Origin of the sequence: Yersinia thracica, assembly GCF_902170565.1 — a bacterium.
GTDB classification, from domain to species: Bacteria; Pseudomonadota; Gammaproteobacteria; order Enterobacterales; family Enterobacteriaceae; genus Yersinia; species Yersinia thracica.
This window is the reverse complement of record NZ_CABHXX010000008.1, coordinates 44,569-58,353: the sequence shown is the minus strand read 5'-3', so window position 1 is coordinate 58,353 and position 13,785 is coordinate 44,569. Positions and strand designations below refer to the sequence as shown.

Here is a 13,785-nt window from a genome sequence, read left to right as displayed (position 1 = left end):
TCATCAATATTGTGACTTTTGTTGTTTCAGTGTGGATGGCTGACGGGAGTGTTGATACACAGAGAAGGGTTATCTGCCATGTACTTATCTAGACCACCGACCAGCTATCCCACCCGCTATCAACAAATTGCGGCCCAGTTAGAGCAAGAGTTGCGCGGCGCTTATCGCTGTGGCGACTATCTGCCTTCCGAGCAACAATTGGCCGAGCGCTATCAGGTGAATCGCCATACTCTGCGCCGCGCCGTCGATGAACTGGTCGAGCGCGGCTGGCTGCAACGCCGGCAGGGCATCGGCATTCTGGTGTTGATGCGCCCTTATGATTATCCGCTGCATGCCAATGCGCGCTTTAGCCAAAACTTATTGGATCAGGGCAGTGACCCCACCAGTGAGCGCTTACTCGCAGTTTTACGCCCCTGTATTGAGCATGTCGCCAAAGCGCTGTCTTTGGATGAAGGGACGACAGTGATTCATTTGCGCACCTTACGCCGAGTCAATGGGGTCCCAGTCTGTGTTATTGATCACTACCTGCCAGACCTGAATTGGTGGCCCGCATTACAGCAGTTTAACTCTGGCTCACTGCATCAATTCATCAGCCAGCATCTGCAACAGCCATTAAGCCGTAGCCAAACTCGCATTAGCGCCCGCCGTGCTCAAGCCAAAGAGAGCCGCTTGCTGGAAATTGCTACCCACGCCCCATTGCTCTGTGTGCGCACCTTGAATATTGGTGTTGCTAGCCGGCAGGTGGCGGAGTACTCCGTCAGTCTGACCCGCGCTGACATGATTGAACTGACTATGGAGCACTAAATGGAAAGTACCTCGAGCACGCGGCAGGGCTGGATGTCAGTGTTGGCCCACAGCCAACCGGCGCAATTGCTTGCCCATTGGCAACCTTTGAATCTGTCGCCGCAATATCAAGTGATTCGCGCCCCCGAGATGGGTTTAAACCAATTGCAGGCGCGGATGGGCGGCACTGGCCGCCGGTTTATTCTGGGCGATATGACCATCACCCGCGCGGTTATCAAACTCGATGATAGCGCGGACACCTACGGCTACAGCTACATTGCCGGGCGCAATAAGCCCCATGCAGAACTTTGCGCCCTGCTGGATGCGTTATTACAGCTTTCAAGGGTTAACGGCAAACCGGCTGGCCTGAGTGAATTGCTACTCAAAACCGTTATTCACCCGCTGGCGGCGATACAGCAAGAACGGCGGGAATTACGCGCCCAAGCTATCGCCACCAGCAAAGTTGATTTCTTCACCTTAGTGCGAGGAGAGGATTAATGAGTTTATTAACCCATTTCGACCAGCCGGTTGATGATGCCCAGCACGCTTTTCGCCGTATTCTCAAAGCGTTAAGTGAGCCTGGGGTCTTGATTTCGCTACCCCATAGTCGCGGCTGGTCACCATTAAATCCCGCCACCACCAGTATTTTGCTGACTCTGGCGGATCAGGAAACGCCGCTCTATTTAGCACCAGCACTTAACAGTGATGCCGTGCAGCAGAATGTACGCTTTCATTGCGGAGCACCCCTGACGGCTAGCATCAATGCTGCCAGTTTTGCCTTATTTGACCATGAGATAACAGAAGATTTGCTGGCTAACTGCCCAGCGGGTAACGAACTTTCGCCGGAGCACTCCACCACGGTCATTCTTCAGGTAGCAAACCTGCATCACGGCGTACCTCTGCGCCTACGCGGACCGGGAATTGAACACTACCGCAGGGTCGCGCCGCAATTACCCTCTGCCGTGCTGAATGACTTGCTTAACCGCCCCGCCGCCTTCCCCGCGGGCCTCGATTTTCTACTCACCTGTGGCGAGAACCTGATGGCAATCCCACGCACTACCCATGTGGAGGTGTGCTGATGTACGTTGCCGTCAAAGGGGGCGAAAAAGCCATTGCCGCCGCCCATCAATTACTGGAACACCAGCGCCGTGGCGCTACACAAATCCCGGCGGTCGATTGCGAACAAATTGAGCAACAGCTCGGGCTGGCGGTGGATCGGGTGATGACTGAGGGCGGTATTTATGACAGGGAATTGGCCGCATTGGCCATCAAACAGGCCAGCGGTGATTTGGTGGAGGCGATTTTCCTGCTGCGCGCCTACCGCACCACCTTACCGCGTCTGGCAGTCAGCCAACCGCTGACCACTGGCAATATGCGGCTGGAGCGGCGTATCTCCGCCATTTACAAAGATTTGCCCGGCGGGCAAGTGCTTGGCCCGACTTACGATTACACCCACCGGCTACTGGATTTCACCCTGCTGGCCGCAGGAGATGCGCCGCGCACCCCCAATGGCAGGGCAGCATCGTTAGAAGATTTATCGCCAAATAATTGCGCCCATGTATTTGATTTATTGGCCCAAGAGCAATTAGCAAAAGTTGAGCAAGATGACGAGACCCCGCCGGAAGATATCACCCGCCATCCGCCGGTTTACCCGTGCAATCGCTCGGCACGGCTGCAACAACTGGTGCGTGGTGATGAGGGTTTCCTGCTGGCGCTAGGATATTCCACCCAGCGCGGTTATGGCCGCACTCACCCATTCGCCGCTGAGATCCGCACGGGCTACCTGACAATTTCCATTGAGCCGGAAGAACTGGGATTTGCCATTGATATCGGCGAAATCCTGCTGACCGAATGTGAAATGGTGAATGGTTTTGTCAGTCCAGAGTCAGAACCGCCGCACTTTACCCGCGGTTATGGGCTGGTGTTTGGCCGTGGAGAGCGCAAAGCCATGTCGATGGCTCTGATGGACCGCGCCCTGCAAAGCCGGGAATATGCCGAAGAGGTCGCCAGCCCGGCGCAGGATGAAGAATTTGTATTATCCCACGCCGATAATGTCGAAGCCGCCGGTTTTGTCTCTCACCTCAAACTGCCCCATTACGTGGATTTCCAGGCCGAACTCGAGTTACTCAAGCGCCTGCGGCGTGAGCATTTATCCGCAGCTACAGAACAACAGGAGCCGCGCCATGACTGAAATCCTCGCCGGTTATAATCTGGGCTATCTGGATGAGCAAACCAAACGCACCCTGCGCCGCGCACTACTGAAAGCCGTGGCCATTCCCGGCTATCAGGTGCCATTTGGCGGGCGCGAGATGCCGATGCCCTATGGCTGGGGCACTGGTGGCATTCAGCTAACCGCCTGTTTGATTGGCCGCTATGACGTGCTGAAAGTGATCGACCAAGGGGCCGATGACACCACCAACGCGGTGTCGATCCGCCGCTTCTTCCAGCGGGTCAGCGGGGTCGCCACCACGGAAAAAACCACTGACGCCACCTTGATCCAGACCCGGCACCGCATTCCAGAAACAGCGCTGACTGAAGATCAAATTATTATCTATCAAGTACCTATCCCTGAGCCGCTACGCTTTATTGAACCGCGCGAAACTGAAACCCGCAAAATGCATGCTTTGGAGGAGTATGGCGTGATGCAGGTAAAGCTGTATGAAGATATCGCCCGCTACGGCCATATCGCCACCACCTATGCCTATCCGGTGAAAGTGAATGACCGCTACGTGATGGACCCGTCGCCAATCCCGAAATTTGATAACCCCAAGATGCACATGATGCCCGCACTGCAACTGTTTGGCGCCGGTCGGGAAAAGCGCCTTTATGCCCTGCCGCCCTTTACCAAGGTAGAAAGTCTGGATTTCGACGACCACCCGTTTACCGTGCAGCAATGGGATGAGCCTTGCGCCCTGTGCGGCTCGCGCCACAGTTATCTTGATGAAGTGGTGATGGATGATAAAGGCAGCCGGATGTTTGTTTGCTCGGATACTGATTATTGCCAGCAGCAATTGGCTCAGGCCGCTGCACCAGAGGTGAATATCCCATGATTTCACAAGCCGCTATTTTAACCTCCACCGCCGCCCATCCGCTGCTGTCGGTGGAGAATCTCACCCATTTGTATGCGCCGGGTAAGGGGTTCAGCGAGGTCTCTTTCCAACTGTATCCCGGCGAAGTATTAGGGATTGTTGGCGAATCTGGCTCGGGGAAAACCACTTTGCTGAAATCCATTTCAGCCCGCCTGACGCCGCAACAGGGACAAATTATTTACCGCCCAGATGCACAGCAAGCGCTTGATTTATATCAGATGGCAGAAAGCCAACGCCGCCGCTTACTGCGCACTGAATGGGGCGTGGTTCATCAGCATCCGCTGGATGGATTGCGGCCACAAGTCTCGGCGGGCGGCAATATCGGCGAACGGCTGATGGCTATCGGACAGCGCCATTATGGCGAAATTCGCCAACAAGCAGGCCGCTGGCTGGAAGATGTTGAGATCCCCTTATCCCGTCTGGATGACCTGCCCACCACCTTCTCCGGCGGGATGCAACAGCGATTGCAAATTGCTCGCAATCTGGTGACTCATCCAAAGCTGGTGTTTATGGACGAACCGACTGGCGGTCTGGATGTGTCAGTGCAAGCACGGTTACTGGATTTACTGCGCAATCTGGTGGTGGAAATGCAACTGGCGGTGGTGATTGTCACCCATGACTTGGGGGTCGCCCGCCTATTGGCTAACCGCCTGCTGGTGATGAAAGAGGGCCGGGTTATCGAAAGCGGCCTCACTGACCGGGTGCTGGATGATCCTCACCATCCTTATACCCAATTACTGGTTTCATCCGTGCTGCAAAACTGATTGAGAGCTGACTATGAACTCCCTGCAACTGTCCATCAAACCCTTAAAACTGTCTATCAAACCCCTACAGCTGCCTATGAAATCCTTACAACTCAAAGTTGAAAATCTCAGTAAAACCTTTGTATTACACCACCAGCACGGCATTCGTCTGCCGGTGCTGCATCAAACTTCGCTGGAAGTCAGCAGTGGAGAATGTGTGGTGCTACACGGCCATTCCGGCAGCGGAAAATCGACCTTACTGCGCTCTTTATATGCCAATTATTTACCCGACAGCGGCCATATCTGGGTGAAACATCAGGGCGAATGGCTGGATATGGTGAGCGCCGAAGCCCGGCAGATTATGGCGGTGCGCCGCCATACCGTGGGTTGGGTCAGCCAATTTTTGCGGGTGATCCCGCGGATCAGTGCATTAAATGTGGTGATGCAGCCCTTGCTGGAGCTGGGGTTTGATCGGCAAATCTGCCAACAGCGGGCGCAAGACTTGCTAACTCGCCTCAATGTGCCGCCGAGATTGTGGGATTTGGCCCCCTCCACCTTTTCCGGCGGCGAACAACAGCGGGTCAATATCGCCCGTGGTTTTATCGTCGATTACCCTATTTTACTGCTGGATGAGCCGACCGCCTCACTGGACAGCACCAATAGCGCGGCGGTGGTTAGCTTGATTGATGAAGCCAAACAGCGCGGAGCGGCGATTGTCGGGATTTTCCACGATGAAAATGTGCGCAATCATGTCAGTGACCGCCTACTTACCATGACCCCACCGCCGTCTAATGTCAGCACGGAGATCCCATCATGATCCTCAATAACATTAATCTTATTCTTGAGGATCAAGTGGTCAGCGGATCGCTAGAAATCCACCAGGGCGTGATCCGCAGTTTCAGTGATCGCCCGACGCAACTTTCAGCGGCTCTTGATGGACAAAATAGCTGGTTATTGCCGGGGTTGATCGAGCTGCATACTGATAATCTCGACAAGTTTTTCACCCCGCGCCCCAATGTGGATTGGCCCGCACATTCAGCAATGAGCAGCCACGATGCGCTGATGGTGGCCAGCGGCATCACCACGGTGTTAGATGCCGTGGCTGTCGGCGATGTGCGCGATGGCGGTCATCGGCTGGATAATCTGCAAAAAATGATTAATGCGGTGGTCGAGAGTCAGCGGGCGGGATTAAATCGAGCTGAACACCGGATTCATTTACGCTGTGAATTACCCCATGACAGCACCTTGCCACTGTTTGAAGAACTGATGATGCAGCCAGAGCTTTCATTGGTTTCTTTGATGGATCACTCGCCGGGCCAGCGCCAGTTTGCTTCACGGGCCAAGTATCGTGAATATTATCAGGGGAAATATCACCTTAACGACCGGCAGATGGCGGAATTTGAAGAAGAGCAAATCAGCCTTTCAGCCCGCTGGTCAGGGCAAAACCGGCAGGCTATCGCCGCACACTGCCGCCAACGAGGCATTGCGCTAGCCAGCCATGACGATGCCACCGCCGAACATGTGGCGGAATCACAACAATTGGGCAGTGTGATTGCCGAATTTCCCACCACCGAAGTGGCGGCCAGGGCTTCGCACCAGCATGGGTTACAGGTTTTGATGGGCGCGCCCAATATTGTGCGCGGTGGCTCCCATTCCGGTAATGTGGCGGCACACCAACTGGCGACACTGGGCGTATTGGATATTTTGTCTTCCGACTATTACCCCGCCAGCTTGCTGGATGCGGCATTTCGTATCGCGCAGGACTCGACCAACAGTTTTACTTTGCCGCAAGCGGTCAATCTGGTGACACGCAATCCCGCCCGGGCCTTGGGGCTGGAGGATCGCGGTGTGATTGCCGAGGGAAAACGCGCGGATTTGATCTTAGCTCGCACCCATGATGGCCCGCAGGGTCAACATGTTTACGTGCAAAATGTCTGGCGGCAAGGAATACAGGTATTTTGATGGCGCGCTTAATCTATCTGATGGGCGCTTCCGGTGCCGGTAAGGATTGCCTGCTGTCTGCGCTACGGGCGGCCATGCCCGCCAATATGCTGGTCGCGCACCGCTATATTACCCGCGAGGCCCACGCGGGCGCTGAAAATCATATCGCGCTGAGTGAACAGGAGTTTTTATTGCGCGCCGAACAGGGGTTATTTGCGCTGTTTTGGCAAGCACATCAGCATCATTATGGGGTGGGAATTGAGATTGATATCTGGCTGCAACGCGGGCTGGATGTGGTGGTGAATGGCTCCCGCGCTTATTTACCCGAGGCCGAACGGCGCTATCACCACCAATTACTGCCGCTGTGTCTGACTGTTTCGCCCGCCATTTTAGCCCAGCGTTTACAGCAACGTGGCCGTGAAAACAGTGAGCAAATCGCGGCGCGTTTACAGCGGGCGCAACATTATCAGCAACAACTGCCGGTTAACTGCCTGCAACTTTGCAATGACGGCGAACTGCACCACACACTGGGGCAATTACAGCAATTACTGGCAATTGGCCCGTCATCAGACCACACCAAAGAGAGTCAATCATGGAACTGACATTGTTAGGAACCGGATGCGCCCAACTGGTGCCGGTGTTTGGCTGTGAGTGTGTGGTTTGCGTCAAAGCCAGAGTGCAACCCGCGCTGCGCCGTAAATCTTGCAGTGCAATGTTGCGTTATCAGGGGGAAACGACCTTGATTGATGCGGGGTTGCCGACACTGGATCAACAATTTGCGGCGGGGGAAATTCAGCGTTTTTTGCTTACACATTACCACATGGATCACGTTCAGGGGTTATTTCCGTTACGTTGGGGATGCGGAAATACGATCCCGGTGTACGGGCCGCCAGATCCTGATGGCTGCGACGATCTGTATAAGCACCCGGGAATACTGGCTTTTCAGCCGCCATTAAGGGCATTTCACCCGATTCAATTTGGCAATTTGCGGGTCACACCCATCCCCTTAAATCACTCAAAAATCACTTTCGGCTATCTGCTGCAAAGCCCTAACCGGACTATCGCCTATCTCACCGACACCATTGGGTTACCGGCTGATAGCGCGCTGTTTTTAGCCAGTAAAAACATTGATTTGCTGGTGCAAGATTGCAGCCATCCGCCACAGGATCTTTCACAACATAATCCACCGCCACGTAATCATAATGATGTGACCATGGCGCTCGCCATCAGTGAGCTATTGCAGCCCACAGCCACTTTACTGACCCACATCAGTCACCAGTTGGATGTCTGGGCGCTCGACAACACACTGCCCGCTGGTGTCACTATTGCCCAAGATAATCAGATAATTAGCTTATAATAATTGCTCCCCAAAGTAATTGGAATCGCAGGTAGGCAGCCAGTAAACGGCAAATCGGTCGGGAACCGATTTGAACAGTATTTATACTAGCCCGCAGGGTGAGCCTCAAGGATGAGGCTCATTAATTCCGATGAGCTTACACCAGTAAGCGATTCGGGTGAGTGGGTGCAGCTAACACCCCTGCGGCTTCAAGTACGAAGGGGATGTTGCATTTGGGCAGAGGTTAAGATTGTCACGCCCTCTTGCGGCGGAGCAAAAGCGTGATCCAGCAGCGCCTGCGCCACATCTTTGGCTTTAATTAAGCGCCATTTATCAGGCAATAAGGCAAACAAAGGTGCGCTGAGACTTTCCATTAATCGCGGTGTCGGGCGTTGCCCCGCCAGCATCGAAGGCCGGGCGAAAGTGAGTTGTGGCCAGCCCTGAGTTTGTAAATCCCGCTCAGCCTCGCCTTTGGTGCGGTTATAAAACAGCCACGAATTTGGATTGGCCCCCACCGCGCTCACCAAGAGGAAATGCCGCGCACCAAGGCGTAAACCGGTTTCACCCGCTGCCAGCACCAGCCGATAATCCACCTGCCGAAACGCCGCCTGACTCCCCGCTTGCTTGCGGGTGGTGCCCAGACAGCAAAAGACCAAATCCACCGGCTCATTAAGCGTTTTTAGCAACTCGCCGATATTCTCACCTTGCGGATTAATCAGTTTATTCATAGCAGGCAATGGCTTACGGGTTGGCGCAATAATAGATGTCACGCGGGCATCCAAACGTAGCAAGCGCAGTAATTCACCCCCTACCAAACCACTTGCCCCCAGTAATAATACCTTCGCCATTTGACCCTCCCGATAAAAAGCTAGCGCCCCCCAACATGGAGACAATTATTGAAATCAATTGTTATGAATAATACATACCAGAAACACAATACCCTAAATAATTCATATGGCAGGAAGGTTAGCGCTGGGAGGTAAGCCATTGGGTCGACAGGTATTCAGTGAGGTCGTCAACAACATTCCCCTATGTGGCCTGATAACGGTCATCAAGTGACAGACCTAATGCGGCGCTGCAAGCTACCGTCAGTCATATCAGCGTAATCACCACATATATCTTACAGTCATAGAGTGATGCACACTGTTTTATGTGGAATACTGGTAAATAAATTTTTTAATTGCGACAGTTTTTAATTACGACAGATAGTTAGGAAAAGAAAATGCCATAAGATGTTGATAGTGACCATAGATATATAAATTCACCCTGTTTTTTAAATGATTGGTAATAATAAACCCATTGTGAAATATATTAAATTTATTCGTACATTTTAAAAATGACAAACAAAATAACCCCATTAACCAACACACTGGTTATAAATGACTCTCTGAATATTTAACTTAATCAATCAAAGCCTCATGATGACATGAGGCTTTCCAATATTCATTATAAATATAGTGAAATTTATCATGATCCATTATAGAAAATCACAATAGAAAATTAAATATTTATTCACTATAGTTGGCTCGTGCATTGGAGTTTTAAATTCAATTATGGCCTACCCTTTTTAATGTTCCACTTTCCGTCTTTGGTATAAGTTACCGTTACTGCAAATCCTGAGAAATCAGATAGGTTAACGATTTGAGCACTATTTGATACCGTAGAATAATCGGCCAGTTGATTACTTGAATATTCACCCGTCGTTACAAAGAATGTTAATTTTGGAGCAATTGCGACTGTTTTAGCTGGCCGAGCTTCCCAAGTCATACCTACAAATCCATTTTCAGTCTGTATGCCAAACGTTTGACTGGGATACCATGAATTTTGAATAACTCTATCAGGATCAAATGAGTTATCCGTATAATTTATTTCATCTTTATTTGCCACACCATCCGCTTTATCGAGGTCAGGAGCTTGATGTTCAGGCCCATCATAAAAGGTTGCTTTCCAAACATCCTGGATATTTACATCCTTTAATTGCGAAGTTGCAACTTTCACGTTTAGTCCAACAGCATTATTTGACGATTTCGCCCCGAGCTTATACTGAATAGGAATACCAAAGGTCGCTTCTGGGGAGGAGCCGGAAGCTATTGTTAGATTGGCAGCTGAGTTTGCATATATAGTAGAACCGACAGCTAATTTATCGGGTTTATCAAGGAATAACCAAAATGTTTCGGTATTGGCAGACTCACTGACTATATATATCGTGTATAAGTCTCCTTGCAATTGGCTCATCGAGTATTCTAATGGATTATTGACTACTGCACATGTAAGAATATCAACTTTTTTACAAAACTCACTCGATGATGTTGCTAATGATTTTTTGTTAAGCCATGAATTAAATAATGTTTTAAAATCATCGGCAGCATTTACACAATCACTTTCAATACCAAATCCGAACTCTATTGAGTCACCATTAACTTTTGGTAAATAGAATTTAAAGCGTGTTGTACATGTCACCATTTTATTTTTAACTAAATCAGCACTTTCTTTAGAATCGAATGTTGCTTTGGCCGAGCCTTTTTTAGGTTCTGAATTCATGATAGTTACCTTAAATAGAATAGAGTTGAACTCGATATTTAATCAAGTCGTAAGATATTACTACATTGAAATATATATTTTGTGGGGCAATAAATATGGGGGTTTTATGCCCACCTAATATTTATAGATGTGAATCATAAGAAGTGTTACTGCTTTTTTTGTTTATTAACAAAATGTGATATATATCACTAAAATATGAAGTTAATTACACGCCTTACAAAAAAATACATATCGCATTGATTTACAACACTATATTAAATAGTGTTGTGTGGCAAATTTCATATCTTATTAATCTGTGGGGACTTTAATTTGCAGAAAATCCGACATTAATACCATTTATAGTAAATGATATGTTAATAAATAATTATATATACTAATTATTAGAGTCACTAATTATAGGGGTTTATCCACGTTTGCATTGTGTAAACTAACTGACAATATAAATATTCTAAGTATTTTTAACGACAAAACCCTCACAGACGAAACGAATGACAAAAAACAGTAGATCACTGCGGCTCAATACGAGACCAATACAGTTTTTTGCCAAAGCCAAGGGTATTATTGGTCATCTTGATTTCCAGCAAATTAAGCTGCCAGAGGGGAGCGGAGGCAACTTTAGCCACCGGGAAACGGCGGCAATAGCGCTGGCGGGCGAGGTGTTCGGCGTCGCCGGTTAATTCGGTTATTTCGCCGCGATATTGAATACCTTTTATCAAGGCCACAGTACGCGGTTGGGTGGCAATGGTCCCGACAACCTGCGGGTTTACCTGCATCAACTCGCCGTGGCGGGTGTGTTTTTCTGTCATCAGATAAAGCGCCATTTTGGCTTCATCAAAAACATAAAAACAGTTGGCGCACCACATATCCATACCGCTGCCAGCACACAGCGTCAGGACATGTTGCTGGCGCAGGAAGCGGGTAATGGAGATCAGGTCATCGGGGTTATTCACGGCACTCATTCTTCACATCACTTTCCAGCTAAAAACAGCTTTCAGTGTACATCAACTTTGGCTCGATTAGCTTTTGCTTCTATTAGCTTTGCCTCTGCCTCTATCAACTTTGCCACAACAGACGGTCGCGTGAGGTTAAGGTGTCTGCTGGCAAAGTGGCGAGCACCGCTTGATAGCGTTTGGCATCTGTTGGATAGCCCCGAGCCGCCTGTAATAACAGCCGCAAAGCACTGTCATAATCAATGCCGCGCAAATCACGGTAAGGCCACAGCTCAGGTTCAGCAATAAATGGCAGCAAATAATCAATACCTTGCTGCACATTGCGGCCATCTTGTACCCAATCCCAGCGATCAATTTCAACATGTTCGCCGTAACGACACAGCAGCAAATGCGCCTCCATATTGAATAAGGAATAATGGAAAGGCACGGTGCGCTCCAGTTCCATCCATTGCTTACCGTCTTGCGCTATTTGTGCCGCCAGCCGTTGGGTAATCCCCTGGCGAATAATGGTGGAAACCAGCCCACGATCGCCATAGAACATCGCATTTGCCGCGCGCTGCACGTCATACCAGGTGCCGTGGTTGTTGTGCCAGACATATTCCGAGTGACCCACTTCGCTGTGGAACATCCAGTGGTTAAAGTCACGGAACCACTGCTGCAACACCGCGGTATCCTCGGTATCCAGTAGCTTGGCGGGCAATATCAATCCAATAGTGTCAATCACCATCCACATCAGCCGGGTATCGATTAACCCCGTCCCACGGCCAGAAACAATGCCGGGGATGGCCTGACCATAATTCAAGTGCGGATTCATCCGAGTTTTGGCATCTAAAAACCAACAACGGATCTGCTCTGCCGCCACCTGAGCATAGCGGCTATTGCCGGTAAAATAGTAAGCCAGTCCGAGGGTTAGGCAGCGGTCACACATCCGCTCAATCCGCTGAGTATCGGTATCGTCATTCTGACTTTGTGGATTGGTATGCCCATCGCGGCGCACATAGGGCAATCCATTGGGCTTACGCGGATTCGGCCACCAGTAAGTGCCAAAACTGTAATAATCGTGAATGTCGCCACTGACGGGCAGTAGCGTTTTGTGTGTCACACTTTCCGGCGGTTGATCGCGCAATGCATCGGCTTCACTTAATAACCGGCGCAAGGCCGGTTGTAGAGGTGAAAATGGCTGCTGCAATACCGCTTTCGCCTTGGCAAGGCAATCCACATCGAGCGTGTACAATTTCATTGGCGTCACAGACGTTTTCATTGGCGTCATGGGCATGGCTTCCTTTATGCGGCCTGACTGGCAACCCGCACGCCAGTGGCGGCATCAAAAATGTGGATACCGGCCAGCTTAGGCTGCAAATACACGGTCTCCCCTGCATTCACCGCCAAACGCTGTTTGAAGACCGAGGTAAAACGGCCCCCGCCGGTGCTGCAAAATAGCTGCATATCCGAGCCGGTATTTTCAATCGCGGTAATGGTCGCTTTCAGTGCGCTGGCGTGGTGTGTTTCATCCACCACGTTGACCTGCTCTGGACGAATGGCATACACCACATTTTGCCCATCAGTCACTTGCAAACCGGCCGGCAATGTCAGCAAAGAGCCGTCTTCCAGCCGCAGCAGGAATTCGTCGCCTTGTTCTGTCGTCTCTCCAGCATTGAGCACCACGGTGCCTTTCAACTGATTGATCTCCGGTGATCCGATAAAGCCAGCCACAAATAAGTTGGCGGGACGATCGTAAAGATCCAATGGCGAGCCGACTTGCTCAATACGCCCGTCGCGCAGCACCACGATCATCTGCCCCATGGTCATCGCTTCAATCTGATCATGCGTCACATAGACGGAAGTGGTCTTCAGCCGTTGATGCAATTCGCGGATCTCACCACGCACCTGAGTACGCAATTTGGCATCCAAGTTCGACAATGGCTCATCGAACAAGAACACTTGCGGGTTACGCACAATGGCGCGACCCATGGCCACCCGCTGGCGTTGACCACCGGACAAATCTTTCGGCAGCCGCTCCAACAAAGCTTGTAAGCCCAGTAATTCCGCCGTGGACTCCACTTTTTTATTGATCTCGGCTTTGGACATTTTGGCCATTTTCAGCGCAAAACCCATGTTCTCGCGCACCGTCATCTGCGGATAAAGCGCATAACTTTGGAACACCATGGCAATGTCGCGCATCTTGGGTTCAACGTCAGTGACGTCTTTATCATTGATGCCCACCGTGCCGCCGGAGATCTCCTCCAGCCCGGCTATCATGCGCAGTAAGGTGGATTTTCCGCAGCCGCTCGGGCCAACTAACACGCAGAATTCACCGTCAGGGATTTCCAGCGATACATCGCGGATCACATGGGTGTCACCGTAAGATTTACAGACATTTTTAAGTACAACCGATCCCATTT

At 50.7% G+C, this 13,785-nt stretch carries 15 protein-coding genes; 10 read left to right on the top strand and 5 right to left on the bottom strand.

All coding sequences use genetic code 11. The annotated features are described in order from the left end of the window. The first annotated feature begins 78 nt into the window (after window positions 1-78). The 10 genes from phnF to phnP all read left to right on the top strand — a co-directional run bounded on the left by phnF (window position 79) and on the right by phnP (window position 7,913). Window positions 79-804, top strand: a complete 726-nt coding sequence (gene phnF / locus FTA91_RS01140; protein ID WP_145535181.1) for a phosphonate metabolism transcriptional regulator PhnF — start codon at window positions 79-81, stop codon at window positions 802-804. Then, window positions 805-1,281 carry a phosphonate C-P lyase system protein PhnG gene (gene phnG, locus FTA91_RS01135; protein ID WP_050114454.1) on the top strand — a complete coding sequence of 159 codons (477 nt, stop codon included), beginning with the start codon at window positions 805-807 and terminating at the stop codon, window positions 1,279-1,281. It begins immediately after the preceding gene. Next, window positions 1,281-1,862: a phosphonate C-P lyase system protein PhnH gene (phnH, locus tag FTA91_RS01130; protein WP_145535184.1), complete on the top strand. Its 582-nt coding sequence runs from the start codon at window positions 1,281-1,283 to the stop codon at window positions 1,860-1,862. Before phnG ends, phnH begins: the two co-directional genes overlap by 1 nt. After that, entirely contained in the window at window positions 1,862-2,974 is a 1,113-nt protein-coding gene (locus FTA91_RS01125) for a carbon-phosphorus lyase complex subunit (protein WP_145535186.1), read from the top strand. Before phnH ends, FTA91_RS01125 begins: the two co-directional genes overlap by 1 nt. Further along, window positions 2,967-3,833, top strand: coding sequence for an alpha-D-ribose 1-methylphosphonate 5-phosphate C-P-lyase PhnJ (locus FTA91_RS01120; RefSeq protein ID WP_050114457.1), 867 nt, complete (start codon window positions 2,967-2,969; stop codon window positions 3,831-3,833). The genes FTA91_RS01125 and FTA91_RS01120 overlap by 8 nt, the downstream gene beginning before the upstream one ends. Beyond that, entirely contained in the window at window positions 3,830-4,636 is an 807-nt protein-coding gene (phnK, locus tag FTA91_RS01115) for a phosphonate C-P lyase system protein PhnK (protein ID WP_050114458.1), read from the top strand. Before FTA91_RS01120 ends, phnK begins: the two co-directional genes overlap by 4 nt. A gap of 76 nt (window positions 4,637-4,712) precedes the next feature. Continuing rightward, a complete protein-coding gene (gene phnL / locus FTA91_RS01110) occupies window positions 4,713-5,432 on the top strand; it encodes a phosphonate C-P lyase system protein PhnL (protein WP_050114494.1) in 720 nt (239 codons plus the stop codon). Further along, window positions 5,429-6,577, top strand: a complete 1,149-nt coding sequence (gene phnM / locus FTA91_RS01105; RefSeq protein WP_050114459.1) for an alpha-D-ribose 1-methylphosphonate 5-triphosphate diphosphatase — start codon at window positions 5,429-5,431, stop codon at window positions 6,575-6,577. Before phnL ends, phnM begins: the two co-directional genes overlap by 4 nt. Further along, window positions 6,577-7,158, top strand: coding sequence for a ribose 1,5-bisphosphokinase (phnN, locus tag FTA91_RS01100; protein WP_050114460.1), 582 nt, complete (start codon window positions 6,577-6,579; stop codon window positions 7,156-7,158). The genes phnM and phnN overlap by 1 nt, the downstream gene beginning before the upstream one ends. After that, window positions 7,149-7,913, top strand: a complete 765-nt coding sequence (phnP, locus tag FTA91_RS01095; RefSeq protein ID WP_145535188.1) for a phosphonate metabolism protein PhnP — start codon at window positions 7,149-7,151, stop codon at window positions 7,911-7,913. Before phnN ends, phnP begins: the two co-directional genes overlap by 10 nt. Window positions 7,914-8,101: 188 nt before the next feature. Here phnP and FTA91_RS01090 read toward each other — a convergent pair whose 3' ends face one another. From FTA91_RS01090 to FTA91_RS01070, 5 genes are all read right to left on the bottom strand, one after another. Continuing rightward, on the bottom strand, window positions 8,102-8,740 hold the full coding sequence (locus tag FTA91_RS01090) for a Rossmann-fold NAD(P)-binding domain-containing protein (RefSeq protein WP_145535191.1): 639 nt from the start codon (window positions 8,738-8,740) through the stop codon (window positions 8,102-8,104). A 703-nt stretch (window positions 8,741-9,443) separates the two neighbouring features. Beyond that, window positions 9,444-10,433: a hypothetical protein gene (locus FTA91_RS01085; protein ID WP_050114463.1), complete on the bottom strand. Its 990-nt coding sequence runs from the start codon at window positions 10,431-10,433 to the stop codon at window positions 9,444-9,446. A gap of 506 nt (window positions 10,434-10,939) precedes the next feature. Next, entirely contained in the window at window positions 10,940-11,392 is a 453-nt protein-coding gene (locus FTA91_RS01080; protein ID WP_050114464.1) for a YhbP family protein, read from the bottom strand. A gap of 94 nt (window positions 11,393-11,486) precedes the next feature. Next, window positions 11,487-12,653, bottom strand: a complete 1,167-nt coding sequence (locus FTA91_RS01075) for an alginate lyase family protein (RefSeq protein WP_050114465.1) — start codon at window positions 12,651-12,653, stop codon at window positions 11,487-11,489. Between the two features lie 14 nt (window positions 12,654-12,667). Continuing rightward, window positions 12,668-13,783 carry an ABC transporter ATP-binding protein gene (locus FTA91_RS01070; RefSeq protein WP_050114466.1) on the bottom strand — a complete coding sequence of 372 codons (1,116 nt, stop codon included), beginning with the start codon at window positions 13,781-13,783 and terminating at the stop codon, window positions 12,668-12,670. Window positions 13,784-13,785 lie beyond the last annotated feature (2 nt).